The sequence below is a fragment of the Burkholderia sp. genome, from assembly GCF_018375725.1.
Classification (GTDB): domain Bacteria; phylum Pseudomonadota; class Gammaproteobacteria; order Burkholderiales; family Burkholderiaceae; genus Burkholderia.
In genome coordinates, this window is the sequence record NZ_JAHACR010000008.1 from 1 (window position 1) to 25,000 (window position 25,000).

23 protein-coding genes and 1 pseudogene are annotated in these 25,000 nt (G+C 64.9%); 7 read left to right on the forward strand and 17 right to left on the reverse strand.

The window, feature by feature from the left end:
• The coding region (locus KH616_RS03155; RefSeq protein WP_292236330.1) for an AI-2E family transporter at nucleotides 1-304 on the forward strand (304 nt) is incomplete at its 5' end.
• 78 nt (nucleotides 305-382) lie between these two features.
• Here the strand turns inward: KH616_RS03155 and KH616_RS03160 are convergent.
• The 4 genes and pseudogenes from KH616_RS03160 to KH616_RS03175 all read right to left on the reverse strand — a co-directional run bounded on the left by KH616_RS03160 (nucleotide 383) and on the right by KH616_RS03175 (nucleotide 3,260).
• Nucleotides 383-1,171: an SDR family oxidoreductase gene (locus KH616_RS03160; protein ID WP_292236333.1), complete on the reverse strand. Its 789-nt coding sequence runs from the start codon at nucleotides 1,169-1,171 to the stop codon at nucleotides 383-385.
• Between the two features lie 184 nt (nucleotides 1,172-1,355).
• Nucleotides 1,356-2,669 (reverse strand): Nramp family divalent metal transporter, encoded by a 1,314-nt coding sequence (locus tag KH616_RS03165; protein ID WP_292236337.1) that lies wholly within the window; start codon nucleotides 2,667-2,669, stop codon nucleotides 1,356-1,358.
• A gap of 174 nt (nucleotides 2,670-2,843) precedes the next feature.
• Nucleotides 2,844-2,960, reverse strand: a pseudogene (locus KH616_RS03170) (SDR family oxidoreductase); the annotation flags it as partial.
• Between the two features lie 135 nt (nucleotides 2,961-3,095).
• Complete coding sequence (locus KH616_RS03175; RefSeq protein ID WP_292236339.1) at nucleotides 3,096-3,260, reverse strand: zinc ribbon domain-containing protein; 165 nt, start codon at nucleotides 3,258-3,260, stop codon at nucleotides 3,096-3,098.
• Between the two features lie 263 nt (nucleotides 3,261-3,523).
• Here KH616_RS03175 and KH616_RS03180 point away from each other — a divergent pair, with 263 nt between their 5' ends.
• Nucleotides 3,524-3,925 carry an OsmC family protein gene (locus tag KH616_RS03180; protein ID WP_292236342.1) on the forward strand — a complete coding sequence of 134 codons (402 nt, stop codon included), beginning with the start codon at nucleotides 3,524-3,526 and terminating at the stop codon, nucleotides 3,923-3,925.
• A 111-nt stretch (nucleotides 3,926-4,036) separates the two neighbouring features.
• Here KH616_RS03180 and KH616_RS03185 read toward each other — a convergent pair whose 3' ends face one another.
• Both KH616_RS03185 and KH616_RS03190 read right to left on the reverse strand, forming a co-directional pair.
• A complete protein-coding gene (locus KH616_RS03185; protein WP_292236345.1) occupies nucleotides 4,037-4,918 on the reverse strand; it encodes a Dyp-type peroxidase in 882 nt (293 codons plus the stop codon).
• 180 nt (nucleotides 4,919-5,098) lie between these two features.
• The gene (locus KH616_RS03190) at nucleotides 5,099-6,232 is read right to left on the reverse strand and encodes a hybrid sensor histidine kinase/response regulator (RefSeq protein ID WP_292236348.1); all 1,134 of its coding nucleotides are present in this window, start codon (nucleotides 6,230-6,232) and stop codon (nucleotides 5,099-5,101) included.
• Nucleotides 6,233-6,919: 687 nt separating this feature from the next.
• Between KH616_RS03190 and KH616_RS03195 the strand changes: the two genes are divergently transcribed.
• Nucleotides 6,920-7,306, forward strand: coding sequence for a winged helix-turn-helix domain-containing protein (locus tag KH616_RS03195; protein WP_292236352.1), 387 nt, complete (start codon nucleotides 6,920-6,922; stop codon nucleotides 7,304-7,306).
• Between the two features lie 153 nt (nucleotides 7,307-7,459).
• On the opposite strand, the gene modA is transcribed toward KH616_RS03195, so the two are convergent.
• The 5 genes from modA to KH616_RS03220 form a co-directional block, all read right to left on the reverse strand.
• Nucleotides 7,460-8,302 (reverse strand): molybdate ABC transporter substrate-binding protein, encoded by an 843-nt coding sequence (modA, locus tag KH616_RS03200; RefSeq protein ID WP_292236355.1) that lies wholly within the window; start codon nucleotides 8,300-8,302, stop codon nucleotides 7,460-7,462.
• The gene (locus KH616_RS03205) at nucleotides 8,299-10,425 is read right to left on the reverse strand and encodes a TonB-dependent siderophore receptor (protein ID WP_292236358.1); all 2,127 of its coding nucleotides are present in this window, start codon (nucleotides 10,423-10,425) and stop codon (nucleotides 8,299-8,301) included. The genes modA and KH616_RS03205 overlap by 4 nt, the downstream gene beginning before the upstream one ends.
• Nucleotides 10,426-10,605: 180 nt before the next feature.
• The gene (locus KH616_RS03210; protein ID WP_292236361.1) at nucleotides 10,606-12,189 is read right to left on the reverse strand and encodes a Na+/H+ antiporter; all 1,584 of its coding nucleotides are present in this window, start codon (nucleotides 12,187-12,189) and stop codon (nucleotides 10,606-10,608) included.
• Nucleotides 12,190-12,315: 126 nt separating this feature from the next.
• Entirely contained in the window at nucleotides 12,316-13,602 is a 1,287-nt protein-coding gene (locus KH616_RS03215) for a DUF445 domain-containing protein (protein WP_292236363.1), read from the reverse strand.
• A gap of 166 nt (nucleotides 13,603-13,768) precedes the next feature.
• Nucleotides 13,769-13,936 (reverse strand): hypothetical protein, encoded by a 168-nt coding sequence (locus tag KH616_RS03220; RefSeq protein WP_292236366.1) that lies wholly within the window; start codon nucleotides 13,934-13,936, stop codon nucleotides 13,769-13,771.
• A gap of 215 nt (nucleotides 13,937-14,151) precedes the next feature.
• Between KH616_RS03220 and catC the strand changes: the two genes are divergently transcribed.
• Both catC and KH616_RS03230 read left to right on the forward strand, forming a co-directional pair.
• Nucleotides 14,152-14,442 carry a muconolactone Delta-isomerase gene (gene catC / locus KH616_RS03225; protein WP_292236368.1) on the forward strand — a complete coding sequence of 97 codons (291 nt, stop codon included), beginning with the start codon at nucleotides 14,152-14,154 and terminating at the stop codon, nucleotides 14,440-14,442.
• A 213-nt stretch (nucleotides 14,443-14,655) separates the two neighbouring features.
• Complete coding sequence (locus KH616_RS03230; protein ID WP_292236371.1) at nucleotides 14,656-15,051, forward strand: DUF2471 family protein; 396 nt, start codon at nucleotides 14,656-14,658, stop codon at nucleotides 15,049-15,051.
• Between the two features lie 31 nt (nucleotides 15,052-15,082).
• Here the strand turns inward: KH616_RS03230 and KH616_RS03235 are convergent, their stop codons facing one another.
• On the reverse strand, nucleotides 15,083-17,116 hold the full coding sequence (locus tag KH616_RS03235; protein ID WP_292236374.1) for an NADPH-dependent 2,4-dienoyl-CoA reductase: 2,034 nt from the start codon (nucleotides 17,114-17,116) through the stop codon (nucleotides 15,083-15,085).
• 76 nt (nucleotides 17,117-17,192) lie between these two features.
• Here KH616_RS03235 and KH616_RS03240 point away from each other — a divergent pair, with 76 nt between their 5' ends.
• Nucleotides 17,193-18,281 (forward strand): AraC family transcriptional regulator, encoded by a 1,089-nt coding sequence (locus tag KH616_RS03240; protein ID WP_292236376.1) that lies wholly within the window; start codon nucleotides 17,193-17,195, stop codon nucleotides 18,279-18,281.
• On the opposite strand, the gene KH616_RS03245 is transcribed toward KH616_RS03240, so the two are convergent.
• From KH616_RS03245 to KH616_RS03265, 5 genes are all read right to left on the reverse strand, one after another.
• On the reverse strand, nucleotides 18,275-19,147 hold the full coding sequence (locus KH616_RS03245) for an endo alpha-1,4 polygalactosaminidase (RefSeq protein ID WP_292236379.1): 873 nt from the start codon (nucleotides 19,145-19,147) through the stop codon (nucleotides 18,275-18,277). The genes KH616_RS03240 and KH616_RS03245 overlap by 7 nt on opposite strands.
• Nucleotides 19,148-19,670: 523 nt before the next feature.
• Nucleotides 19,671-20,348: an OmpA family protein gene (locus KH616_RS03250; RefSeq protein ID WP_292236381.1), complete on the reverse strand. Its 678-nt coding sequence runs from the start codon at nucleotides 20,346-20,348 to the stop codon at nucleotides 19,671-19,673.
• Nucleotides 20,349-20,394: 46 nt separating this feature from the next.
• Nucleotides 20,395-21,159: a flagellar motor protein gene (locus KH616_RS03255; protein ID WP_292236383.1), complete on the reverse strand. Its 765-nt coding sequence runs from the start codon at nucleotides 21,157-21,159 to the stop codon at nucleotides 20,395-20,397.
• Between the two features lie 71 nt (nucleotides 21,160-21,230).
• Entirely contained in the window at nucleotides 21,231-22,481 is a 1,251-nt protein-coding gene (locus KH616_RS03260; protein WP_292236386.1) for a cyclic nucleotide-binding domain-containing protein, read from the reverse strand.
• Between the two features lie 242 nt (nucleotides 22,482-22,723).
• On the reverse strand, nucleotides 22,724-23,383 hold the full coding sequence (locus KH616_RS03265; RefSeq protein ID WP_292236388.1) for a glutathione S-transferase family protein: 660 nt from the start codon (nucleotides 23,381-23,383) through the stop codon (nucleotides 22,724-22,726).
• A 284-nt stretch (nucleotides 23,384-23,667) separates the two neighbouring features.
• On the opposite strand from KH616_RS03265, the gene phaZ reads away from it, so the two are divergent.
• Nucleotides 23,668-24,999, forward strand: a complete 1,332-nt coding sequence (gene phaZ, locus KH616_RS03270) for a polyhydroxyalkanoate depolymerase (protein ID WP_292236390.1) — start codon at nucleotides 23,668-23,670, stop codon at nucleotides 24,997-24,999.
• Nucleotide 25,000: the final 1 nt, after the last annotated feature.

The following is a 25,000-nucleotide window of genomic DNA, read 5'->3' on the forward strand; positions in this document are numbered from 1 at the left end:
GTTGCCCGCGATCGGCGCGGGGCTTGTCTGGGTGCCGGCCGCGATCTACTTCGTGATGATCGGCGAAATCTGGAAGTGCGTGATTCTCGTCGCCTTCTGCGTCGGCGTGATCGGCATGGTCGACAACCTGCTGCGCCCCCTGCTCGTCGGCAAGGACACCAAGATGCCCGACTGGGTCGTGCTGATCTCGACGCTCGGCGGCATGGCGCTGTTCGGCATCAACGGCTTCGTGATCGGGCCGCTCGTCGCCGCGCTGTTCATGGCGAGCTGGGATATCTTCGCGCGTACCGAGCAGGGAGATTGACGACAGCCGCGCATGCGCGCGCGGGCGGCTGACGTTACGCGCCGAGCCGCGGCACAACCGCATGGCGGCTCGCGGGTATCACACCGCGCACATGCCGCCGTCGATCACCAGTTCTGCGGCGGTCACGAAACGGCTTTCGTCCGACGCGAGGTAGACGGCCGCATGCGCGACGTCGTCCGGCTCGCCGAGACGCCGCATCGGGATGCCGCGTGCAAGCTTGCGCATGGCGTCGCGCTCCCCGAGCTGCCGGAACATCGGCTCGACGATGCCGGTCCGGATAAAGGCCGGATGAATCGAGTTGCAGCGCACGTCGAGTTCCTTGCGTGCGCAATCGATCGCGATCGACTTGGTCAGGCTCGCGACGGCGGCCTTCGAGGCGTTATAGGCGGTGAACTCCGGCTCGACCTTGAACGCTGCGACCGACGAGAGGTTGATGATCGACGCCGGCTGGCTCGCGCGCAGATACGGCAGCGCGTGCTGGCAGCCGAGCATGATGCTCTCGACGTTGATCTCCATCACGCGCCGCCATTCCTTCAGCCCGATCTGTTCGAGCGCGCCCATCGAGCCGACACCCGCGTTGTTGACGAGCACCGACAGCCCGCCCATCGCATCGTTCGCCTGTGCGAGCAATGCCTGCCAGCGCGCATCGTCGCGCACGTCCTGCGTCGCCGCGAACGCGACGGGCTTTTCGTGCCCCGCATTGAGTTCCTGCGCGAACGCATCGAGCGTTGCCGCATCGACGACGTCCGTCAGGAACACGCGCGCGCCCTGCTCGACCATGCGGCGCGCGATCGCGCGACCCAGGCCGCCCGCAGCGCCGGTGATGTACGCGCACTTGCCTGCGAGGCGCGAAGAAACCCCTGCCATGTCATCCTCTCCTGAAAAATTGCGTTTGCCGCGTTGTTCGCGAGTATATCGAGACGCTCTTGATTGGTGACAAGCGAATCGGACACCGCGCCGAACGCGATCGGATATGCGCGATTCGACGCGTCGCCGTGAAACCGGCAAATTTCCTGCATGCGCGCTGGCGTCCGCTCACGTAGCGGGGACGTCAGCCGGCGATGCCGCTGATCAGCAGCAGGTTCGTCCCGGTAATGACGGCGAACAGCAGCCAGGCAGCGATCTGCATCGGGCGCCCGATCGCGTACTCCTTCATCACCGCGCGATCGCTGACCGAGCGGATCAGCGGCCACATCGCGAACGGCAATTGCAGGCTCAGCAGTACCTGACTCCAGACGAGCAACCGGCCGACCGCGCCGTCGCCCAGCCACAGCACGCCGGCCAGCGCGGGAACGAGCGCGAGCCCGCGTGTAATCAGCCGGCGCTGGTAGCACGGGATCTTCATGTTCAGGAAGCCGTCCATGATGACCTGACCGGCGATCGTGCCGGTCAGCGTCGAGCTCTGGCCGGACGCCAGCAGCGCGATGCAGAACAGCAGCGCGGCCGCGCCGCCGACGATCGGCGTGATGAGCCGGTATGCCTGCTCGATGTCGGTGACGCTGGTCTGGCCGCTCGCGTGGAACGCCGAACCCGCGAGCACGAGAATGGCCGCATTGACGAGCATCGCGACGAGCAGCGAGACGATCGTGTCGGCGCGCACGAGTGCGAGCGTGTCGCGGATCGTGCCGCGCACGCCGCCGACGACGCGTCGCGTCTGCACGACCGACGAATGTAGATACAGGTTGTGCGGCATGATCGTCGCGCCGACGATGCCGAGCGCGAGCACGATCGCGTCCTTGCGGTCGCGCCCCGGATCGCCCGGCACGAGCCCTTTGAACACCGCGTGCCAGTCGGGCGGCACCATCGCGACCTGCGCGACAAAGCAGAACGCCATCGTGCCGATCAGCGCGAGCACGATCGCTTCGATCTGGCGAAAGCCTTTGCCTTGCAGGCCGAGCACGATGACCGTGTCGAGCGCCGTCAGCACGATCCCCCACGCGACCGGCACGCCGAGCAACAGCTTGAACGCCAGCGCGCAGCCGAGGACTTCGGCGATGTCGCAGGCGATGATCGAGACTTCGGCGGTAACCCACTGGACGACGCGCCCGAACGAGCCGTAGCGGTCGTAGCTCGCTTGCGCGAGATCGCGGCCGGCGACAAGGCCGAGGCGCGCGGCAAGCATCTGCAGGAAGATCGCCGCGAGGCTGGAGAACGCGACAACCCAGAGCAGCGAATAGCCGAATTGTGAGCCGGCCTGGATGTCGGTTGCCCAGTTGCCCGGATCCATGTAGCCGATCGCGATCAGGAGGCCGGGGCCGAAGAAGCGTTTTGCCTTTGCCCAGCGGGATGCGCCGGCGTCGATCGTGATGCTGCCTTTGACTTCGGATGGACAGAAGGGCGCGGTGGGAATGGTGGGGAGGGGCATGACCGTCAGGGTGTCGAGCGATTCTCGGGATGCCGCGATGTATCGTGGCGTTTGCTGCGCGTAGTTTAAAGTCAAAGGCCGACGGCCACGCCCGAGGATGTATTGCAGAACATGCCGTTTACCGGATTGTTTTTCCTGCGGGCCGCCACGCAGACGCATGGCGGCCCGCGTATATCAGACCGAGCCCATGCCGCCGTCGATCATCCGTTCGGCGACCGTCACGAAACGGCTTTTATCGGACGTCAGGCGGACAGCCGCATGCGCGACGTCGTTCGGCTCGCCGGAACGCCGTCCGTCGAACGTTGAACGCCCGCCTCGCCTGACGCTGAACGGTCAAGCGTCCGGAACATTCGATACCGGGCTGTCTCCGGCCGCCTGCTCGCAGGCCGCAGCGGCCAGACACGAAGAGCAAAGGAGATGCCGGCTTCAGCTCTTTCGGGAGGTTTTCGGGACAAATGGTGTAGGTACGTGCTGAACGTTCTCGCTTCCGCACTTCGGACAATTCGGATGCGCTGTTTCATGTTCCGCGAGATGCTCGGCATGCTCGAACGTCTCACCGCACTTCTCGCAACGGTATTGGTAAGTCGGCATGGCAATCCTCCAACACGAATCCCGAACCTCGCGCCGACGTGAGACGACGGATAACGCGCGGCGGTCGAGTAAATCATTCTAGTGCAGGAAATTGCCCGCGTATGCGGGTTGTCATGCGCCTGTCGTCCTGGCGCGGCACGCCGTCGGACGCGCGTATACGCCGGACGCGCACCGACACATGCGGCCGGATTGAAGCGGGTATGCTGGCATCTCCGGCCGCCGCGCGACGCGGCCACGACGTCCACTTCCCCTGGAGATTCGCCATGCCCCTCATTCATGCCGCCGCTGTCCTGGATGCCGATGCGCCCGATTATGTCGTCACACTGCAGGCCGGCTCGCATGGTCTGACCGGCGACGAGGCGGAACGCGAAGGCGGCGGGAACCGCGGCCCGGCGCCGTATGAATTCGTGCTGGCCGGGCTCGCGCAGTGCACGGTCGCGACCCTGCGGATGTATATGCAGCGAAAGTCATGGCCGGCATCACGCATCGAGGCGCATACCGAATTGCATGTCGACCGCGACGGCCAGCAGTATGTGCGGCGCATCGTGACGATCGACGGTTCGCTCGACGACGCGCAGCGGCAACGCCTGGCTGAAATCTGCGAAAAAACGCCGGTAACGCTGTTCATCAGGCGCGGCACGCGCATTGAAACGACGATGCGTTGACGCATATCGGCACGCACTGCGGCAACCGCAGCCTGCCCGCACGGGATGCCCCGGCGAGGCGGGCGGGTCGCGCCTTGCACACGCACCGCCCGTTGCGACACGGCGCTGTCGCTACAGAGCGATCGCGGACAGATCCAGCTTGCCGTCCTTCATCGGCGGACACCAGAAATACGCGCCCGTCAGCGGCCGCGTAAAGCGGAACAGGCCATCGACAATCCCGTCGTCCGCGCCGCTCATCCGTCGCATTTGCACGTCGAACGCGCGGAACGAGTGGCCGAACGCCACGAAATAAAGGCCCGCGCGGCGCGCGTCCGACCACGGCGCCGAACGGCGCAGCATGAACGCCTCCGGCTCGAAGCTTTCCTGCGCGGTACGCTTCACGTGCGCCGATTCGGGCGCATCGTCGAGCTCCTCATTGTCGGACTTGCGGCGGCCGATGATGTTGTCCATGTCGTCCGCCGGGATGCGCTCCATCCTGTCGAAATCGTGCAGCCACTGCTGGACCGCCGCGAAGCTCGAACCGTCGAGGCCCGCGCCCTTGCCGGACACGATCGCGGCCGCCACCGCGTCGTCGCCGGTCGGATTCTCCGTGCCATCCTCATAACCGGACAGGTCGCGATCGTTTGCGTAACGGAACGCGTCGACCGCATCCTGCAGCGCGAATGCGGGCGCGAGCAACCGCTCGATCTCGCGCGAGCGCAACGTGATCTCGCCGCGATCGTCCGAGCGCAGCCACACCCACACGTCGGCCGGCGTCGCGGGCAGCTGCCGGTCCTTCACCGAGAAGGACGGAAAATCCGTCAGGCCGTCGATCGAGCGCCCGAGACCCGCCACCAGCGAATGCCCGAGGCCGACGACGGTGTCGCGCCCGTCGACGAACGCGCACAGCCCGGCAAGAGTCTCCGGCACCTTGTCTGCGTTCGAAATCGTGAAAGTGAGGTATCGGGCTGCCGCATCGATCGGAGCCAGAATGCCTTGCTGAACGTCGCTCATCGTTTCCTCAGAAATATTGTTTGAACCGGCACTGTCGCGCGCTCAGACCCGCGTGCCGCCCGGCACCGTAGAAACAGGGCCGCAGCGCGGAATACTAAACGTATCCGGCCGACCATGCGGCATTCGTCAGACATGGCGGCGCGATCCCGTCGAGCGGGATGCCGTCGGCGATGCCGGTGTTCATTCCCGGGCGTCCCCGATCGCGTCGTGTACCACATCGGGCAGCGCCTCGGCCTGAACCGGCAGCCTGAGTGCGACCATGAAGCCGCGCGGCGTATCGCACATCAGGATCTGGCCGCGATGCCGCGCCGCCGTCGCGCGCACGAATGCGAGCCCGAGGCCGAAGCCGCCGCGTGCCGCGCCATCCGCCGGCGCAAACCGCACGAACGACTCCGTCGCCGCTGCGCGCTGCGCCGGCGCAATGCCGGCGCCGCCGTCCTCGACGCCGATCAGCCACGCGTCGCCGTCGGCGCGGAGCGTGCAATGCACATCGGTGCCCGGCGGCCCGTACTTCAGCGCATTGTCGATCAGGTTGGCCACCGCTCGCGTCAGCATCATCCGGTCGCCCATCGTCACGCATTCGGCATCCGGCACCTGCGCGATCACCCGGCTGCCGAAGCTCGCCGCCTTCTCCCACAATTGGTCGGCCGCGTCGAGCGCCACCTCGTTGAGACTGACGGCGTCGTGCGCGCGCCGCTCCGATTGCACACGGGTCAGATGGATGAAGCCGTCCGCGAGCGCAAGGGCGCGCCGCGCATGCCCCGCGATCCGCTCCATGATCGGCGGCATGTCGCCGTGCTCGCTCCGGTAGGCGTCGAGCAGTGCAAGGATCGACATCTGCGGCGAGCGCATGTCGTGCGACAGGAAGTCGAGCGCCTCGTCGCGCTGCCGCGACATCAGATAGGAATTCGAGTGATAGCGGATGCGCGCAGCCAGTTCGATCGCGTCGGGCAGCGTGACGAGATAGTCGTTCGCCCCGGCAACAAATGCCGCGCGCTTGACGAGCGGCTCCTCCTTCGCGGACAGCACGATGATCGGCACGCGTGCGGTGGCGGCGTCCGCGCGCCACGCGCGAACGAGATCCAGCCCGTCGAGATCCGGCATCGCGAGATTCTGCAGAATCACCGTCGGCTTGACCTCGCGTGCGATCGCCATCGCCCGCTGCGCATCGGCGCACACATGCAGATCGATGTCGCGTTCGCTGCGCAACGCGCGGCGGATGACCTCGCCGACAAGGGGTTGATCGTCGACGAGCAGGACGGACAATCCGGATTCGACGCAATCCGATGCGTTTTCATCGCTCGATTCTTTCATAAAAACTAGCTAAAACACAAAATCCCAATTGATTACTTCATGGGAGTTATTTATCAGGCTGAATCGTTGTCTTTTTCGAATGAATAGACAGCTTGTTATCGCCGATCTGGCCCATCGGCATACCCGCGAATTGCGGGACGCCGGATTTTCCCCGCCTACGCCCGCCTTGCTTCTCGCGGGGTTCTCTATTAAACATAAGCAGCCGATTCTAAATGAAGTGAGAACGCAGCACCCATATATCGTCAGCCCGATTTTGCGAAACAAGAACCGTTAACAAATACGGCTGATTGCGAAATGCAGCCGAAAAACCGGAATATGAAACGTCGATGACGATGCGTGGGTGGGGATCGAGCATTTGACGCGCAAAACGTGCGCTATCGCCCGGCGGATGCCATCGCTGCCGCGCTCGGCAGATGGACGGCATCCTGCGTTCAGACATGCCGCGGGAAAATTCGCCGCAGGAGCGCACCGCTGGACATGGCCGGATCGTTGCCTGTCGATGCCGAATACGTCGCATCGCGCGAAGCGCGCGTGCGCGTCCGAATCGACGCCGATGCGCCCTCTTCTTGCGCTTTCGCAAGGCCCGTTTTGCGCTCTCGCAAGGAACTGCACGGCAGCGGGTCGAATGTCGCGTCAGGCCATGCCGACGCGGTCCAGGCGCCCCGGCGTTCGTGTATGCTGTCGCGCATGGCTACCCCCCCCATTTCCCGAGCGCCCCGCAAGAAGACCGGGCCACAAGTGCAGTTCAGGATGCGCATCCGCAATGGCGACACCGTCGCACTCGGACCGGGCAAGATCGCCTTGCTCGAAGCGGTGCGCGAGCATGGCTCGATCTCGGCCGCGGCTCGCAGTCTGGAAATGTCGTACCGGCGCGCATGGCTGCTCATCGACGAGCTGAACCGCTCGCTCAAGTCGCCGGCGACCATTTCCGAGCAGGGCGGCCAGAAAGGCGGCGGGTGTGTGCTCACCCCCGTTGGCCAGGATATCGTGCGCCTGTATCGCGACGTCGAGATGCAGGCGCACCAAGCCTGCGCGAAGCAGCTTGCGGCGCTGCTGAAGCTCATCGAGCCCTGAACGAACGCGTGGCCGCCCAGCCACGCGCTGTCAATTGACCTGCGCCGGCCACGCACATCATCCTTGGCCGGGGCACGCGACCTGCATCCCGGACAACACCGGGCGCTCGCCGCACCTCCCGAGCGCCGCGGCGCGTTCGCGACGACCGATGTCCTACTGACGTGCGACGGGCGTAAAGCCGTAGTGTGTCAGCACGTCCTGAGCCTGCGGACTCATCAGATACAGGGCCAGCCGATAGACGGCCTCGCGCGTGGCGCGGGTGTGCGGCGATTCGAGAACCGTCATCCCGTAGTCGACGGGGATGGCCAGGCTGGCCGGAAGCTCGACTTTGGCCAGCGTCGAATCGGCCGTGGTTTCGTGTGAACTGCAGTAGCCGATAAAGACGTCGATACGCCGGGTCGCGATCAGATACTTCACCGGATTCTGGCCGGCCGGCACCTGCGGCGCGACCGGGCCGCCGACGACCTGCCGAGCCTTCGACGCCAGCATGCGCGTCGCGCCGGGACGAAGGGAGTCGGCCCTGGCAAACATCGCCCACGCATAATCGCCGCCCGGATCCGCTTTCGGTGTCGACGTGCCGATCCTGACGCCCGGTTCGAGCAGTGTGTCGAGCAGATTCTCCGTCGTGAGGCCGGCATCCGGGCGCGCCAGCGCACAAAGCCGGTTTCTGGCGAAGACGACGGGCGCCGTCGCTTTTCCTTCCATTGCGAGCCGCTGCGGATGCGCCATGTTGGCGGACACGAAAATGTCCGCCTCGGCGGTCTGTTCGATCTTGTCGAGCAGCAGGCCCGCGGGCCCGGTCACGAGTTCGATCTTCTGGCCGGATTCGCTGGTGTACTGACGCGTGATGGCGGCCAGTGCGCCGCTCATGCTGCCCGCCGAATAGATCGTCACGACGGGTGCGTCGGACGCCGGCTGCGCCGCGGCATGGCACGCGATGGCACTGAGCACGAAGGCCAGGCCGCTGCCATGCAGCCGATATCGGAGTGTGTTCATAGGTCGACCTGCAGCGATGCGCGAACCGTGCGCGGAGCGCCCAGCGTGCCGGTACCGTTGCCGGTGCCGCTGTAGCCGTTCTGTCCGCTTGGCGCGATGTTGGCCCAGTAATGGCGGTTGGTGATGTTGTCGACCGCGACGCGCAGCGTCACGGATTTGCCGGCGATTTTCGTTCGGTAACGTGCGCCGAGATCGAAGACGGTGTAGCCGTCGACATAGTCGGTGTTCGTATTGTTGCCCGGGCGACGGCTGGCATAGCTCACGTTGACGTTGAAGCCGAGGCCGGGCACCGCCGGCACGGCGTAGTCGACCAGCGCATTGAAGACCACGTGCGACAGGCCGAGGATCTGCTTGTCGCTGGTCGCGGCCGATCCGGTGTCGAAGACGCGCGGATCCATCAGCGAGATGCCGGCGAAAACATTCAGATCGCGCGTCACGGCGCCGGTCGCCGTCAGCTCGAGACCACGGTTGACCTGTCGGCCGCGCTCGGCAAAGACGTTGTCGTCCCCCACATATGCATACGGCCGTTCGATGCGATAGAGCGCGGCGCCGAGCGTCATGCGGTCGATATCGACCTTGTAACCCAGTTCCCATTGTCTGCTTCGGTACGGCGCGAGACTGCTGCCCGCGTTCGCGGAGCCGGCGGGCGCGTTGTCGCCTTGCTGCAGACTATCCGCGTAGGTGAGATACGCGGTCATGTTTTCCAGCGGCTTGTACATGAGGCTGGCGGTCGGGCTGACGCCGCTCGCATCGTAACGGCTCGTCGACGCGCCGTGCCTGTTGTAGTTCTCGGTGTGAATCCAGCTTTGGCTGGCCGCAAGCAGCGCCGACCAATGCTTGCCGAAACCGACCGTATCCCCGACGCTGATCGATTGCTGAACCGTGTTGACTGACCGGTAGCGATTCGAGAAGTCCGGCAGCGGCGGCTTGGCGAACGACTGCGGCGCGTCGATGCTGGCGTTGCCGAGCGTGATCGCGCCGGTCTGAAACGGCCTGTACCGATTCCAGAAGAAACCCGTGTTCGACACGAAGACATCGTGCGACAGGCCGGCGAAGTCGACATGCCCGTTCAATGCGAGCGTGTTGCTGACAATCGTGTCGAGGCTGTAGGTGGTCGTCGCGGTCGTGGTCGTGTACGCGCCGGACTTGCGGGTGATCGTGTTCGTCGGGACGGTCGACGCGCGATCGCTCGTCTGCCGCAACACGCCCGCGCGAAGGTGCCAGTTTTCGTTGAAGTCATGCTTCAGCGCGGCGCTGAACAGGTTCGTGACGTTGTCGTCGCCGGCCCACGACTGACCGTAGCCGGGCCGCGTCGGATCCGGCGCGCTGGGGAACGGCACATTGCGCGCCAGCGCGAACGTCCCCGGAAAGCCCGTGGACAGGTAATGGTAGGTACTGAAATTGGTTTCGAGCGTCGTGTCGGGCGAGAAGCGCACATCGAAGGCCAGGCTCGCCAGCTGCCGGCGCAGACGGCTGCCCTCGACATCGCCCTCGCCATTCTGGTTGAGCAGGTTCAGCCGGTATCCGAAACGCTCGTCATTGCCGAAGTGGCCGCCCAGATCGAGATGCTCGATCAGCGACTGACTCGACATGTAGCCGAACGTCAGCGTGCGCACCGGCGTGGCGGTGGGACGCTTGAGCACATAGTTGAAGGTGCCGGCTGGGCTGGCGGGACCGTAGAGGGCGCCGGACAGGCCGTTCAGCACCTCGATCCGCTCGAACTGCTCGATCGGATAATCGGTCGTGGCCGCGATGCTCAAACCGTCGATCCGTGTGTTCTGGACCACGCCGGCCTGCAGGCCGCGCGTCTGCGGACGGATGTTTTCGCCCTGCACCGTCGGGATGAAGCGAAACGCTTCCCTCACGCTCTGAAGCTGCTGGTTCTCGGCGAGCGATGCGGGAACGATGCTGATCGAGTACGGCGTATCGAGCAGCGTCTTCTCGCCGAGCGGACCGACGCTCGTCCTGTCGACCCGATACGACGGATAGCGAAACGGAGAAAGCGCCGTGGTGACAATGGGCGTGAGCTGGATGCCGTCGACCTGGGCATGGACTGCGGACGTCACGAGCATCCCGGCGGATGCCAGTGCAAGTGCCTGAAAGGCGTGGAGCGGGCGAATCATGAACCTTGACTTCTGCATGGCGGAAGCGATGTATTTTGCCATATACATCGATGCGCGTGATTTTTGCGCAGGCCGGGCTTCGTCGGCGTGGCGCCGGAACGAAGCGGCGTCGGGTCATGCCCTGCGTCGATGCGTCCTGCGTCGATGCGCGGGCGGCCACGCGGCGCCCGCCGCCGACGTTCAGCTGCGCGCGTGTTGCGCGGAGAGTTCCTGCAAGTCCAGATCCCGTTCCAGACGATGCAGCATCTCGTCGTGGATCTGTCCCGAGCGATGCAAACGCAGCAGCTCGGCGCGACCCGCGGCAATCGCGGCCAGCACGACGTCGTAGTGCGCGATGCGGTCGTTTTCCGGGAACGACGCTTCATGCTGATATCGTGCGGTCACTTCCGCCCGGTACGTGTACTGCTCGAGCAGCCGCGGATGGATCACGACGCCGTTCGCGTCGCGCACGAGCGACTGGATCGCCGCCAGCTGCGCCGCATCGACACGCGCCCACGTCTGCGGCTCAGTCAGATGATGCACGGTATGCGTGTGGCGTTCCGACACGCGCAGCAGCCGGATCAGCGGACCGATCGTCGTGCCCTGCAGCAGCACGGTGACGAGAATGACCGCGAATGCGGCGATCAGGATCAGGTCGCGGCCCGGCATCGCATCGGGCAACGACAGCGCGATCGCGAGCGTCACGACGCCGCGCATTCCGGCCCAGCTCATCACCGTCGCCGCCTTCCAGTCCGGCGCGCCGCCGCGCCGCGTGACGCCGCGCACCGGCCATTTCAGCCACTCGACCGCATAGATCCAGACGAAACGCGACGCGACCACCGCGGCGAGCACCGCCAGCACCGGCGGCATCATCGTGCCGACCACCTGCTCGAAGCCGCCGAGCCGGTGCATCACCCCACGCAGCGACAGGCCGATCAGCACGAACACCAGCGCCTCGAGCAGAAACACGATGACCTGCCAGAACGCGGTGCCGCGCGTGCGCACCGCAGCCGAAAACACTTCGTGCTGATGCCAGCCGAGCATCATGCCGAGCGTCACGGTCGCGATGACGCCGGACACTTCGAGCATTTCGCCGACGATGTAGCCGATCCATGCGGCGATCACCGCGACGGTGACAACGAGGTAATCGTCGTCGAGCATCTTCAGGAAACGCACGACGAGCCAGCCGATCGCAAAGCCGACCGCCACACCGCCCAGCCCGAGTTCGGCGAAGCGGACGAGCGCCTGCTGGAAGCTGAACGCACCGGTCAGCGCGGCGGCGATTGCAAAGCGGAACAGCACGAGGCCGGCCGCGTCGTTCAGCAGGCTTTCGCCTTCGAGCAACACCATCAGGCGGCGCGGCAACGCCACGCGTTCGAGCACGGCCTTGGCCGCGACCGCATCCGGCGGCGAGACGATCGCGCCCAGCACGAAGCACGCGGCCAACGGGAGCGACGGGACGGCCCAATGCACGGCCACACCGACCGCGAACGTCGTGAATACGACCGCACCGATCGCCAGCAGCAGAATCCCGCCCAGGTTCCGCTTGAACTCCTCCCAGACGGAGAAATACGCGCCGTCCATCAGGAGCGGCGGCAGGAACACGATCAGCACGAGATCGGGATCGAGATTGACGGGCGGCAAGCCCGGGATGAACGCGATGCCCACACCGCCGACCAGCAGCGCGGCGGCAGGCGGCAGCCGCAGCCGTTTCGCGATGCACTCGAGCGCCACGATCGCAAGGAATGACAACAGGACCAGCTTGAATGCCGATACCGGAGACATGAATCGACCTCGATGAGAAAGAATTCGGTACGGCCGGGCGGCCGCGCAGACGTCCGCGCGATTACATCATGACGCCCGGCGTGCGGTCGAGCGCGCAATCGCGACGCATATCGTGCAGCGTCGCGCTCACATCCACTGCGCGCCGATCCAGTGCCCGAGCCACGACACCAGATACAGGCCGAGGCCGATCAGGCCGCCGACCAGCGTACCGTTGATCCGGATGTACTGCAGATCCTTGCCGATGTTGAGCTCGATCTGCCTCGACATCTCGTGCGCGTCCCAGTTGCGCACCGTGTCGCGGATATGCCGCATCAGGAAATCGGCGAAGTCCGGCGCCATCTCGCGCACCGCCTTCTCGATGTGCTCGTTGAGCGACGCACGCAATGTCGGACTGTCGGCCAGCCGTGCGCCGAGCCAGCCGCCGAGCATCGCGGCCTGCCGGTGCAGCGTCGAATCGGCGCGCGCGAGATCCGCCTTCAGCCACGCGCGCAATGCGTTCCACACGTCTTTCAGATACGCATTGAACGCATCGCCGTCACGCAGGTACCGCTTGACCGCTTCACCCTTCTCGATGAACAGCGGGTCGTGCTTGAGCCGCTCGATCAGGCGCATGACCAGCGAATCGAAGCGCTGTCTCAACTCATGCTCCGGATCCGCGGCGACCTGCGCGAGCACGCGGCTCACGGCGTTGGCGAGCAGTTCGGCGCCATTCTCGCCGAGCCAGTTCTTCGGCAGGACCTTCTCGACTCTCGGATACTGGCTCTTCAGCCAGTCGACGATATAGGCGGCGATGACCGCACGGTTTTCCGCCTTGTCGAGCACGTCGACCACCTGCGCGATCGCATCGTCGAGCAGCGTCTGATGCCGGCCGCCCTTCGTCAGCGTGTCGAGGATCGCGCCCGCCGATTGCGACAGGTCGATCCGGTCGATCAGCGCGCGGAATGCATCGTGGAAAAACGACTGGATCCGCGCGTCGTCGGTCATGTCGAGCGTGAAGCTCATCAGCTTCGTCACGTAGCCGCCGAGCACATCGGTGTTCGCAGGTTCGCCGAGCCATGCGCCGAGCAGGCGGGCCGGATCGTGCTGGCGGATCTGTGCGACCAGCGCATCGGGGCCCAGGAATTTTTCGCGGACGAAGCGCGCGAGGTTGTCGGCGATCTTGTCCTTGCTCTTCGGAATGATCTCGGTGTGGCGGGACACGAACGGGATCGGCACCCGACGGAACAGCGCGACGACCGCGAACCAGTCCGCGAGCGCACCGACCATCGCGGCCTCGGCCACCGCCTTGATCCCGTCGACCCACACGCCGCGCGGCAGGAAGATCGTGATCGCGAACACGGCGACCGCGATCAGCAGCAACAGCAGCGCGCGACGCTTGCTTCGGTTCAGTTCGAGGGCTTTGTCTGGCGTCATGGACGGCGGGCGAATCGGCGATGCCGCTAATATGCACCGGTTTTGCGACCGCCGACAAACCGGGCGGATGGCGGCATGCGCGCGCGGGCGTGCGGGCCTGTACTGCGCGCGTGACGCTCGCTGCATCGCGAATCGCCTGTCAAACCAACCGCTGACGCCACGTCCTTCATATCTGCGAAGTATGGAAGTAGTCGGAAAGAGTGTTGGACGATACCGGACCATTATTCCTGCCATGTGCATCAACAGGAGGAATCGCATGCCCGCCACGACCGCCACCATCGACCGAATCGAGACGTTGCTCATCGACGTGAACGCGAATGAACAGGGAAGCCATCGATGCACGGCCGGAGACCTTCCACGTACCGCCGGGCGAGCAGGCCGGGACACGGCGCGACGCGCCCGGCCGTCACGGCCATCGTCCCGCGCATCGCCCGTTCTTCGCTTCCGCGCCGGGATATCGTAAGCTGGCCAAGGCGCAGGCGAACAAAGTCGAATGCCCGTGTGTGCCCGAACGGCCGCACGACGAAACGATAACGCAAGGAGCAAGCGATGCTGTTTCATGTGGAAATGACCATCAATCTGCCGGTCGACATGGATCCGGTGAAGGCGGCGACGCTGAAGGCCGAAGAGAAGGCCATGTCGCAGCGGCTGCAGCAGGAAGGAACCTGGCGACACCTGTGGCGGATCGCGGGGCGGTATGCGAACGTCAGCATCTTCGATGTCGAAAGCCCGCAGCAACTGCACGATCTGTTGAGCCAGTTGCCGCTGTTTCCGTATATGGACGTCGAGGTCAGGGCGCTATGCCGGCATCCGTCGTCGATTCGGGACGATGATCGCTAAGTGAGCCGCGCATCGCGGCTGACGCTGCACGGCCGCGAAAATGCGCGACGCGCGCGACCTGTACCGTGTCGCCGGTCGCCCTCGCCGGTCGCCTCCAGAACTTTCCGTCATCCGGGGCTTGAAAGCGATCGATTCACTGTATATATTCACAGTGTTTTTGACCATATGACCCGATTTCCGTCACCTTCGACGGACGGACTTTGTGAGGCGACCATGTTCCAGCCATCCGCTTTCGATCCCGAACAACCCGGCTTCAACCCCGCGCAATTCGAGCGCGCCGCCCAGCGCGCGGCGCTCGACCTGCAACGCGTCGTCGGCGGTCCTGCGCAACGTGCGCTCGGCCTGCGCCGCCGCACGCATCCGGCCGCGGTTCGCACGTTGAGCTGGCGTGCGCTGCTCGATGTCGAGGAACTGGCATTCTCCAATGCAGGGTTTCTGGGCCGCAACGAGCCGGCGGTCGTCGACGCGTTCATCCGCCTGCGCGACAGCCGGATGGTGGCCGCGGACGTCGACGAGCCGGTGGACTGGCGGCGCGACGACGACGATCTTCCCGCCGTCTACCTGATCGTGCGGGCGATGCTCGAAGCGGAAGCGGCCGAAGCGGCGTGACGGCAGCAACGCGCGGCATGCGCCGGCACGCTCAAAGCCGCGCCGCCAGCCGCGCGCCCTGATCGATCGCGCGCTTCGCATCAAGCTCGGCGGCGAGTTCCGCGCCGCCGATCAGGTGCACCGACTGCCCGGCCGCCTTCAACGGCCCGTATAGCGCGCGCTGCGGCTCCTGCCCGGCGCAGAGCACGATCGTATCGGCCTCGATCACCTCCGGATCGGTGCGCTGCTCGCCGTGCGACACGTGCAGACCCTGCGCGTCGATACGCTCGTAGTTCACGCCGCCGATCATCTTCACCTGCTTCATCTTCAGCGTCGCGCGATGTATCCAGCCAGTCGTCTTGCCGAGGCCCTTGCCAAGCGGCGCGGCCTTGCGCTGCAGCAGCGTCACTTCGCGCGCAGGCGGCGTCGCCTGCGCACGCGTCACGCCGCCGCGCGTGACGGCCGGATCGGTCACCCCCCATTCCGCCTTCCACCCGTCGAGATCGAACGCCGGCGACGTGCCGTCCTGCACGAGAAACTCGGCGACGTCGAAGCCGATCCCGCCCGCGCCGATGACCGCGACGCGCTTGCCGACCTGCCGCTTGCCGGTCAGCACGTCGATATAGCTCAGTACGTTCGCGCCATCCTGTCCGGGAATCTTCGGATCGCGCGGCGTCACGCCGGTCGCGAGCACGATCTCGTCGTAGCCGGCCGCGATCAGTTCGTTCGCCTCGACGCGTCGATTCAGATGCAGGCTTACGCCCGCCAGTTCGAGCTGACGGCCGAAGTAGCGCAACGCCTCATGAAACTCCTCCTTGCCCGGAATCCGCTTCGCCATGTTGAACTGGCCGCCGATCTCCGGCGCTGCATCGAACAGGTCGACGCGATGGCCGCGCTGCGCCAGCACGGTCGAACACGCCAGCCCGGCCGGCCCGGCGCCGACCACCGCGATCCGCTTTGCCAGCCGCGCCGGCTCGTACCTCAGCTCCGTTTCGTGACATGCGCGCGGATTCAGCAGGCACGATGCGATCCGATTCCTGAACGCATGATCGAGACAGGCCTGATTGCAGCCGATGCAGGTGTTGATCTCGTCCGCGCGGCCCTGCGCGGCCTTGTTGACGAACTCGGCATCGGCGAGCAGCGGACGCGCCATCGACACCATGTCCGCGCAGCCGTCCGCGAGAATCCGCTCGGCGACTTCCGGCCGGTTGATCCGGTTGGTCGTCACGAGCGGAATGCCGACTTCGCCTTTCATCTTCTTCGTCACCCACGCGAACGCGCCGCGCGGCACCGACGTCGCGATCGTCGGCACGCGTGCTTCGTGCCAGCCGATCCCGGTGTTGATGATCGTCGCGCCCGCGCGCTCGACGGCCTTCGCGAGTTGCACGACTTCGTTCCAGTCGCTGCCGTCCGGAATCAGGTCGAGCATCGACAGCCGGTAGATCAGGATGAAGTCGCGGCCGACCGCCTCGCGCGTGCGCTGCACGATCTCGATCGGCAATCGGATACGGTTTTCGTAGGAACCGCCCCAGGCATCGGTGCGCTTGTTCGTATGCAGCGAAATGAACTGGTTGATCAGGTAGCCCTCGGAGCCCATGATCTCGACGCCGTCGTATCCGCCTTCACGCGCGAGCTTCGCACAACGGACGAATGCACCGATCTGCCGCTCGATGCCGCGCGCGCTCAGCTCGTGCGGCGTAAACGGCGAGATCGGCGACTTGATTTTCGACGGCGCGACCGCGAACGGGTGATAACCGTAGCGGCCGGTATGCAGGATCTGCAATGCGATCTTGCCGCCTTCGGCATGCACGGCGTCGGTGATCACGCGATGCCGGCGCGCGGCTGACGAGGTCGCCAGCGTGCCGCCAAACGGCTTGGTCCAGCCGGCCACGTTCGGCGCGAATCCGCCCGTGACCATCAGGCCGACGCCGCCGCGCGCACGCTCCGCGAAGTAGTCCGCGAGCCGCGGCAGCGTCTTGCGGCTGTCCTCGAGGCCCGTGTGCATCGAGCCCATCAGCACGCGGTTCTTCAGCGTCGTGAAGCCCAAATCGAGCGGGGCGAGCAGGTGTGGAAACGGCGGCGTCATGATGATCCCGGGGGAAAGCGATGAGCGTCATCGTAGGGTTCGCACCGCCTTGAACGTGAGGGGGCAAGCAGCCAAAATGCTTGTCATTTCCGGCCAATTCCATATGACCTTCCCGCCTCGCAAGGATCGCCTCGGGCTACGTCGACCGACAATTCCGGTTGCGTATCCGCGCCTGCTGCTGCAAGTGCTCGCCGAACGCGGCGTGGATCTCGCCGCGGTGCGGGCCGGCACCGGGCTGCGCGACGACGTGCTGGCCGAACCGGATGCGCGCGTCGCGCCATCTCAATGGGGACGTTTGATACTCAACGCGATCGAAATCGGCGGCGATCCGGGCGTCGGGCTCGAGTTCGGCCTTCGTCTCAAGACGACGGTGCACGGGTTTCTCGGCTACGCGACGCTGACCGCGCGGGACATCCGCGAATCGCTGCAGGTCACCATCCGGTATTTCCGGATGCGGAACCGTCAATACCGGCTCACCTATGCGGACAACCCGGAAGGCGCGACGCTTGAACTGCATGGCGTGCAGGCCAGCCCGGTTCTTCAGCATCACGTGATGTTCGAATTCGTGCTGACGGGCCTCGCACAGAGCATCGCGCAACTGTCCGGGCGCGCGTCGCCCGCCATCGAACTGCGATTCGCGTGGCCGGCGCCCCCGTATTTCGCGCGATATCGGGAACGGATGCCGCCGGTGCGCTTCGACTGCGCGGCCAATGCGCTGTGGATCGCACGCGACGTGCTCGACTGGCCGCTGCCGCTCGCCGACGAGGTCGCGCATCGGCAGGCGCTGGTGCAGGTCGAGCGCGAGTACGCGGAGGTCAGGCAGGAAGAAGGCGATCTCGTCGAGCGCGTGCGTGCGGAACTGGCACGCGCAGCCGGCGGATATCCGGGCCCGGACGAACTGGCCCGGACGCTGCTCGTGTCGACGCGGACGCTCAGGCGGCGGCTGGAGGACGGCGGCGCCAGTTACCGGCAATTGCTGGACGAGGCGCGGTACCGCGATGCGCGTCAATGGCTGGCGGCGTCGGATCTCGATCTGAAGACGATCGCGGAGCGGCTGCAGTTCACGGACCCGGCGAATTTCACGCGCGCATTTCGCCGCTGGGCGGGACAGACGCCCAGCACGTTTCGGGCAGCCGCGAGCAATGCGATCGACCTGACTCAGTAGTACGCGCTGCAATCCTGCCGGCTTGAATTGAGCGATGCCCGCTTCTTGATCGCGCTGATCCGGCTTGCCTTGGCCTTTGGACAGAACGTACTGGTTGCCAGGCTGTATTCGGCTTCGAACACCGGTTTGTTCAACCCGAGAAAATTCGAAAAGCTTCCGCATTCGTTGTATTCAAAGCACTGCTCGCTGACGACAAAGTCGAACGCGTTGTAGATCTTGCTGTCATGCGCCTGGTTGAAGTCGTTCTTGAGCGCAATGAGCATGCCTCGGGCATGCGCTTCACCCGCCACCCACAGGTTGAAATAGATCTGATCGTCATAACTGAGCGGAAAGCCGGTCGACTCGTGTGCCGTCGGATCGTAGCCGTCGTCATTGTCAGGCTCGATCGCATCGCATCCCATGTTCCTTGCACGATCGAAACGCGCATCGAGGATGTGCGCGAGCGCCGTGCCGGTTTGCGATTTGGCAGGATTGACGTCGCGAATATCCAGCCAGCGCTCGTCGGGGTAGCCCGAATACGCCGTGCCGAGAATGCTGGCCGGGAACGTCGACGCGTCGTCGCGCCAATTCTCCCAGGACCCCACGTCGACGTAGCAGATCACCCTGTATCCCTTGCCGTGCAGCGCCTGCACGGCGCTGCGATGTTCGTTGTCGAACATGTCGATTTCATAGATCCGAATGGTGGTGTCGGGGTTGATCACGATCGGCGTCGTGAGCTGCCAGTCCCATTTGGGCGGCTGCACCGCCGGATTCGGATTGAGAACCGGCGGCCAGTCGGCCGCCATCGCCGGACCAGGAACGGCAAGCGACGCGCCAAGCAGCAGCGCGACAGCGAAATGCCTTGCGATAGCGAGGTGGCAGTTCATGGATTCCCCCATTTCGAAATGTGTTCAAAATGGATCGCAACGGGAGCCATGTCTCTCGGTCGAAACAGCCCGCGCGCATCCGTTCCTGGCGCGACAGCGCCATCCCCGGGAATGTCCATTGAACGAATGCGGCGCGCACCGCAGCCCTGACGAATCGCCGTCGGGCCGAGACACCGCGAGAGGGGGCTGTGTCCGCCACACGCCAGCGTGCGGCAGCGGCACATCAACAAGCGTGCCGAAAGTTCGCATGCATTGCCGCTGCACCGCCGGATCGTCTCCGGGCGACAACGACACGCGACAAGCCCAAGAAAGATTGAGTGGTGATGGTTTATTTGTTCGTTAACCGTAGGCAGCAACCCGTCGGATTGCAAGTCGGTTTCGATTTATTTTTTATTCGATTTCGCCCATTAATTATTAATCGGATACAAAAGAAGTTGCTGACGCATCCTTATCCGATTATCGATGGCGGCCGGCGACATGCGGACACACATCCCTGTCCCGCAGACTGCCGGCATCCCTCCGCTCAATACTGCACGACGATCGTCACGCGCCGGTTTGCCGCCCTTGCCGCCGCATCGTCCGCGATCGCCAGCGGCAGATTATCCGCACGCCCGATCGCGGCCAGCCGATGCGGTTCGACACCCTCGTCCACGAGAGACCGAACGACTGCGCCGGCCCGGGCAGATGAAAGCTCCCAGTTGGATTCGTATTTCGCATTTGAAATCGGCGTGCTGTCCGTATGCCCTTCGACCAGGATATGGCTGGCCGGATGCGTCTTCAGCGCCTGAGCGATCCGGCTCAATACGCCGGACGCATCGGGCAGCAGCCGCGCATCGCCGACGTTGAACAAGATCTTCGCGTTGATGCCGATCTCGACGCCGTGCGCCGCGTTCACGACGGTGATCTGTCCTTGTTGCCGCAACGTGTCCAGCAGCGACGACAGTTCCTTGCCGGCATGCTGCTGCCGGCTGCTCGCCATCGCGGTGCTGCCGCCTTGCTGCTCGAGTGTCCGATACCTCGCATCGAGCGTGTTGTACTTCGCGAGCTGCATCACATACAGCGCCAGAAACAGCACCATCAGCGTCGTGACGAGGTCCGCGTACGAAATCAGCCAGCGTCCCGATTGCGCGCCTTCTCCGCCATCGTCGTCCTGATCCGTCGACGCGGACGTCAAACGTTTGCCATCTGTAGCCGATTGCATCCGGGATGCTCCCGTTTCGATTGTGTGTTGCGCCGTCCGGCGCGATTCAAGCCAGCGATTCGGCTGCGCGTCCGCGCACGTCGCCGGTCAGCCGCGTCTCGATCGTTTGCGGCGACTCCTTCCGCGAGATGGCAAGCAGCCCGTCGAGATACAGCTTGCGAAACCGCAACTCGCTCTCCACCTGCGCCTTCAGCTTCCCGTACAACGGCAGGAACACGAGGTTCGCCAGCGCCAGCCCGTACAGCGTCGCGACAAACGCGACGGCAATGCCCGGCCCGAGCTGCGCGGGTTCGAGAATATGGTTCGTCACCTGGATCAATCCCATCACCGACCCGAGAATGCCGAACGTCGGCGCATATCCGCCTGCCTGCTGCCACACGCGCGCCGCCGCCATATGGCTGCGCTCGTACGCATCCAGCTCGCGTTGCAGCGCATCCTCGAGCACCGCGGTCGATACGCCGTTCGCCAGCAATTCGAGCCCGCGTCTTGCAAACGGATGAATCCCGCTGACGTCCATCGACTCGAACGCCAGCAATCCATTCAGCTTGGCCCGATCGCCCCATTCAAGCAGGACCGACAGGCTCTCCCGGTCGACCTGTCGTGCCTTCGCAAACGCGAGTCGCAGTTGCTTCACCGCGTCGAAGAATCGCGCCCACGTGTTCTGGATCATCACCGCGCCGAGCGTGCCGCCCCATACGATGATGAAGGCCTCGAGCTGGAACAGCGTCGTGAAATGGCCGCCTTCCAGCGAAAAGCCGAACACGATCGCCGCGCCGCCGAACACCACACCGAATAGCGTCAACAAATCCATATCTCTCCCCGAACGGCTGCGCACGCGCGGCAGCCGTCATCGTCACCCCTCGACCGCAGTCACGTCCCGCTTCACAGCGCCGCATCGGAAAGCGGCGCAGGCGGCACCGGCGGCGCCTTGAGCGCGCGCACGGCATCCAGCAAACGCTGCTCGATCTCATCGACTTCGACGGGATCGATCCGGATATCGCGGCGCATCACCCACGACACCTCGTTGCGCCTCACCTCGGTCATCACCGAAAGCAGGCGATCCGCCACGGACTGATCGCCGACGCTTGCGAGCAGCTTCGCGAGATCGTAGGTATCGAAGGCGCTGACGGCGTCGAACAAGGTTCTCTGGTCGACGAAGGCGAGATCGTCCAGCGCATTCAGTTCGGCGCCCCGGCGCACATTTCGCCGCGAGAAATACGCGACGCCCTTCTGCTCGACGTAGTTGAGCACCTTCGATTTCCGGAACGCGAACACGTCTTCCGCAATCTCGCCGTGGGACAGCTTGTTCAGCAGCAACGCCTTGTCGACGCCGATCAGCGCTTCGAGGTCGCCCAGTTCGATCAGCTCGAGTTCGCTGTTGATCGAGATGTCGAGATCGTGATCGGCCACCTGCTGCGCGCGATCGGCAATGCGTGCGGGATCGAACGTGACGACCTGACGCGCGGCCGGACCTTCGTGTGCCGCATGGTCGGCGCTCAGGCTGCTCAGCTGCTCCGGCTGCGCGGCTTCGATCGTGACGAGGTTGAGCTTCTCCATCCGCTTGAGCATCGCCATCACGTGCGGGCGCGAATGACCGGCGATCGCGCGGCACCGCCGGATGACCTCGACGAGCGGCACCGAGACCTCGTCCGCATGCGTCTGCATCGCGCGGCGGCCCCAGCCGTCGCCGCTCTCGCGCCGCTCCGCCCCCGCCATCAGCGCGAGCACGTGCGCATAGGACAGAATGCCGGGCAGGAAATCGGCGTGCGTGTAGGTGGCGAGCTGATCGTCCTTGCGCTTCACGCGACGGATCATCGTGCGCACGATATGGCGCAGCAGCGCCGAGACGCGCCCGATTTCCTCGTCCAGCACGCTCGCCGGCACGACGGTCAGCTGGCAGAACGTGAGGGCTTTCGCGGTATGGCCGCGCGGCTCGGAAGCGAGCAATGCGCTCTCGCCGAAGAAATCCCCGCGGCTGAGCGTGGCGACGATGACCTTCTTCTCTTCGCAACGCGTGGAGAGTTCGATCCTGCCATCCGCGATCAGATAGACAACCTGTTCACCCCCGAATCCTTCGGAATAGATGACTTCGCCGGGCGACGCCGTGCGCGTCCACGACTGTTGACGATTCAAGATGTTCCCCTGCTGCGCTGACTGTTTTATCGACTGCGCCTCACGCGCGATACGTGGGGCAGCCGTTCCCCGTGCCCCCGTTTACGACAGGGGAAACCGGGTTCTTTAACGGATCGCAGCACGCATCGGCGCGGAATTCGATGCCAAACGTTTGCGTGTCGGGGCAGGCAGTGCGCATTGGATTACGGCGTCATGACGCCGCGATTCAGCGCGCATCGGCGGCGTCGCATGCAATGCGCCGCTCAGAACTCCATGTCGAGTTCGTCGATATCTTCCTTCTCGTCCTTCGCCGCCTCGATCCACTCCGCGACGAACGGATGCGCAAGCACCCGCATGCAGTACTCGGCGATGTCGGGTTCCAGCTTCACGTCGTATGTCAGGAAACGCGTGACGACGGGTGCATACATCGCGTCCGCGATGCTGATCTCGCCGAACAGCCAGGGCCCGCCATACTGCGCCAGGCATTCGCGCCAGATCGTCACGACACGTTCGATGTCGTGTTGCGCGCGCGACCAGATGCGAAAATCGGGGAAGTATCCGCGCAGGTTCATCGGCAATGCGGAGCGCAGTGCGCTGAAGCCCGAGTGCATCTCGCCGCAGATCGAACGGCAGTGCGCGCGCGCGTGACGCGCGGCCGGCAGCAGCTGCGCGTCCGGGCACATTTCGTTCAGATACTCGGCGATCGCGAGCGTGTCCCATACCTTGATGCCCTCGTGCGTCAGGCAAGGCACGAGAATCGACGGCGACAGCAGCAGCAACTCCGCGCGCGACGCCGCGTCGATCGGCACCTTCACGGTCTCGAACCGGATGCCGCTCAGCTTCGCGAGCAGCCACCCGCGCATCGACCACGACGAGTAGTTTCGGCTGCTGATGGTCAGCGTCGTTTCCTCAGGGGATTTCATCGCCTTTCTCCTCCGGATTCCGGTCGTACGCATGCACCGGAAGCGATCGTCGCAACGTGCACGGCGCACCACGCACGTGCATCCGGGCCGCCCGACCCTGCTCATCTGACGGATTGCGTACCGGATCGCGACCACGCATCGCGCCGGAACGGCATCGCGCACACGCCGGCGCGCAACACGGCACGTGTCAGCGTACATCCCGATAGCGTGCAACGTATGTGCCAGCCGTACACTGGCACACGTATTGCCTCGTTCGGAGCGCAGGAGCTCGAGGCGCGATTCCGATGAACATGCTGGCGTATCCCCTCTATCAATGGTTTGCCGAGTGCACGCGGCCCGCGCGTGCCTGGGCCGCATTCATGCGCGCGGCCATGTCGTTCTGGCCGCCATCGACAGCCATTGCGCCTGGCCGCGCGCTCGATGCGTGGTGCGAACTGCTCGAATGCAGCGCGTTCTCGCATCGACGCCCGCCGTTCGGCATCGATGCGATCGCCATCGACGGCGCCCTCGTGCCGATCGTCGAGGAAATCGCAACCGGCACGCCGTTCGGCGCGCTGCTGCACTTCCGCAAGACGGCGCCGGTTGCGCGACAGCCGCGCGTGCTGATCGTCGCACCGATGTCCGGGCATTTCGCGACACTGCTGCGCGGCACGGTACGCACGATGCTCGCCGAGCACGACGTGTACATCACCGACTGGCACAACCCGCGCGATATTCCCCTGTCGGCCGGACGCTTCGGTTTCGACGAGTACGTCGCGCACGTGATCGATTTCATTCGTCATATCGGCCCGGATACGCACGTGTTGGCAATTTGTCAGCCGACGGTGGCCGCGCTCGCGGCGGTCGCGCTGATGGCGGCCGACGGCGACCCGGCGCAGCCCGCAAGCCTGACGCTGATGGCCGGCCCGATCGATTGCCGGGTCAATCCGACCAACGTCAACGTGCTCGCGACGAGCCATTCGCTCGACTGGTTCGCACGCAACCTGATCAGCGTCGTGCCGGCCGGCTTCCCCGGTGCGCAGCGCTGCGTGTATCCGGGGTTCGTACAGGTCGGCGCGTTCATGTCGATGAATCCGGATCGTCACGCGTCGTCGTTTTCCGACATGTATTTCGAACGCGCGAACGGCGATCCGGCCAAGGCCGACATGCTCCGGCACTTCTACGACGAGTACTTCGCGACGGCGGATCTGACCGCCGAGTTCTATCTGGAGACGGTCGAGAAAGTGTTCCAGCAATATGCGCTGGCGCGTGGCGAGCTGACGGTCGGCGGTCGGCTCGTGGAGCCGGCGGCGATCCATCGCACCGCGCTCCTGACGATCGAAGGGGAGAAGGACGATATCTGCGCAGTCGGGCAAACGGTCGCCGCGCAGGAGCTGTGCTCCGGCTTGCCGGCTTACCTGAAGACGCATCATGTGCAAACGGGTGCGGGACACTACGGCGTGTTCAACGGCAACCGCTGGGAAACGCAGATCTATCCGATCGTGCGCGCCACGATTCACGACAACGAGCCGTACGACATCACGGCAACCTACGCCGGTGGCGCGGCAGGCGCACGATATGTGACGCTGCATGCGTTGCTCGACGCCGAAGCGTCCCGCCAGGCCGACGTGTACTGAG

What these genes read in the sequence shown, in the direction of transcription:
- KH616_RS03160 (WP_292236333.1), bottom strand. Translation starts at nt 1,171, where the DNA reads ATGGCAGGGGTTTCTTCGCGCCTCGCAGGCAAGTGCGCGTACATCACC.
- KH616_RS03165 (WP_292236337.1), bottom strand. Translation starts at nt 2,669, where the DNA reads ATGCCCCTCCCCACCATTCCCACCGCGCCCTTCTGTCCATCCGAAGTC.
- KH616_RS03175 (WP_292236339.1), bottom strand. Translation starts at nt 3,260, where the DNA reads ATGCCGACTTACCAATACCGTTGCGAGAAGTGCGGTGAGACGTTCGAG.
- KH616_RS03180 (WP_292236342.1), top strand. Translation starts at nt 3,524, where the DNA reads ATGCCCCTCATTCATGCCGCCGCTGTCCTGGATGCCGATGCGCCCGAT.
- KH616_RS03185 (WP_292236345.1), bottom strand. Translation starts at nt 4,918, where the DNA reads ATGAGCGACGTTCAGCAAGGCATTCTGGCTCCGATCGATGCGGCAGCC.
- KH616_RS03190 (WP_292236348.1), bottom strand. Translation starts at nt 6,232, where the DNA reads ATGAAAGAATCGAGCGATGAAAACGCATCGGATTGCGTCGAATCCGGA.
- KH616_RS03195 (WP_292236352.1), top strand. Translation starts at nt 6,920, where the DNA reads ATGGCTACCCCCCCCATTTCCCGAGCGCCCCGCAAGAAGACCGGGCCA.
- modA (WP_292236355.1), bottom strand. Translation starts at nt 8,302, where the DNA reads ATGAACACACTCCGATATCGGCTGCATGGCAGCGGCCTGGCCTTCGTG.
- KH616_RS03205 (WP_292236358.1), bottom strand. Translation starts at nt 10,425, where the DNA reads ATGATTCGCCCGCTCCACGCCTTTCAGGCACTTGCACTGGCATCCGCC.
- KH616_RS03210 (WP_292236361.1), bottom strand. Translation starts at nt 12,189, where the DNA reads ATGTCTCCGGTATCGGCATTCAAGCTGGTCCTGTTGTCATTCCTTGCG.
- KH616_RS03215 (WP_292236363.1), bottom strand. Translation starts at nt 13,602, where the DNA reads ATGACGCCAGACAAAGCCCTCGAACTGAACCGAAGCAAGCGTCGCGCG.
- KH616_RS03220 (WP_292236366.1), bottom strand. Translation starts at nt 13,936, where the DNA reads ATGGCTTCCCTGTTCATTCGCGTTCACGTCGATGAGCAACGTCTCGAT.
- catC (WP_292236368.1), top strand. Translation starts at nt 14,152, where the DNA reads ATGCTGTTTCATGTGGAAATGACCATCAATCTGCCGGTCGACATGGAT.
- KH616_RS03230 (WP_292236371.1), top strand. Translation starts at nt 14,656, where the DNA reads ATGTTCCAGCCATCCGCTTTCGATCCCGAACAACCCGGCTTCAACCCC.
- KH616_RS03235 (WP_292236374.1), bottom strand. Translation starts at nt 17,116, where the DNA reads ATGACGCCGCCGTTTCCACACCTGCTCGCCCCGCTCGATTTGGGCTTC.
- KH616_RS03240 (WP_292236376.1), top strand. Translation starts at nt 17,193, where the DNA reads ATGCTTGTCATTTCCGGCCAATTCCATATGACCTTCCCGCCTCGCAAG.
- KH616_RS03245 (WP_292236379.1), bottom strand. Translation starts at nt 19,147, where the DNA reads ATGAACTGCCACCTCGCTATCGCAAGGCATTTCGCTGTCGCGCTGCTG.
- KH616_RS03250 (WP_292236381.1), bottom strand. Translation starts at nt 20,348, where the DNA reads ATGCAATCGGCTACAGATGGCAAACGTTTGACGTCCGCGTCGACGGAT.
- KH616_RS03255 (WP_292236383.1), bottom strand. Translation starts at nt 21,159, where the DNA reads ATGGATTTGTTGACGCTATTCGGTGTGGTGTTCGGCGGCGCGGCGATC.
- KH616_RS03265 (WP_292236388.1), bottom strand. Translation starts at nt 23,383, where the DNA reads ATGAAATCCCCTGAGGAAACGACGCTGACCATCAGCAGCCGAAACTAC.
- phaZ (WP_292236390.1), top strand. Translation starts at nt 23,668, where the DNA reads ATGAACATGCTGGCGTATCCCCTCTATCAATGGTTTGCCGAGTGCACG.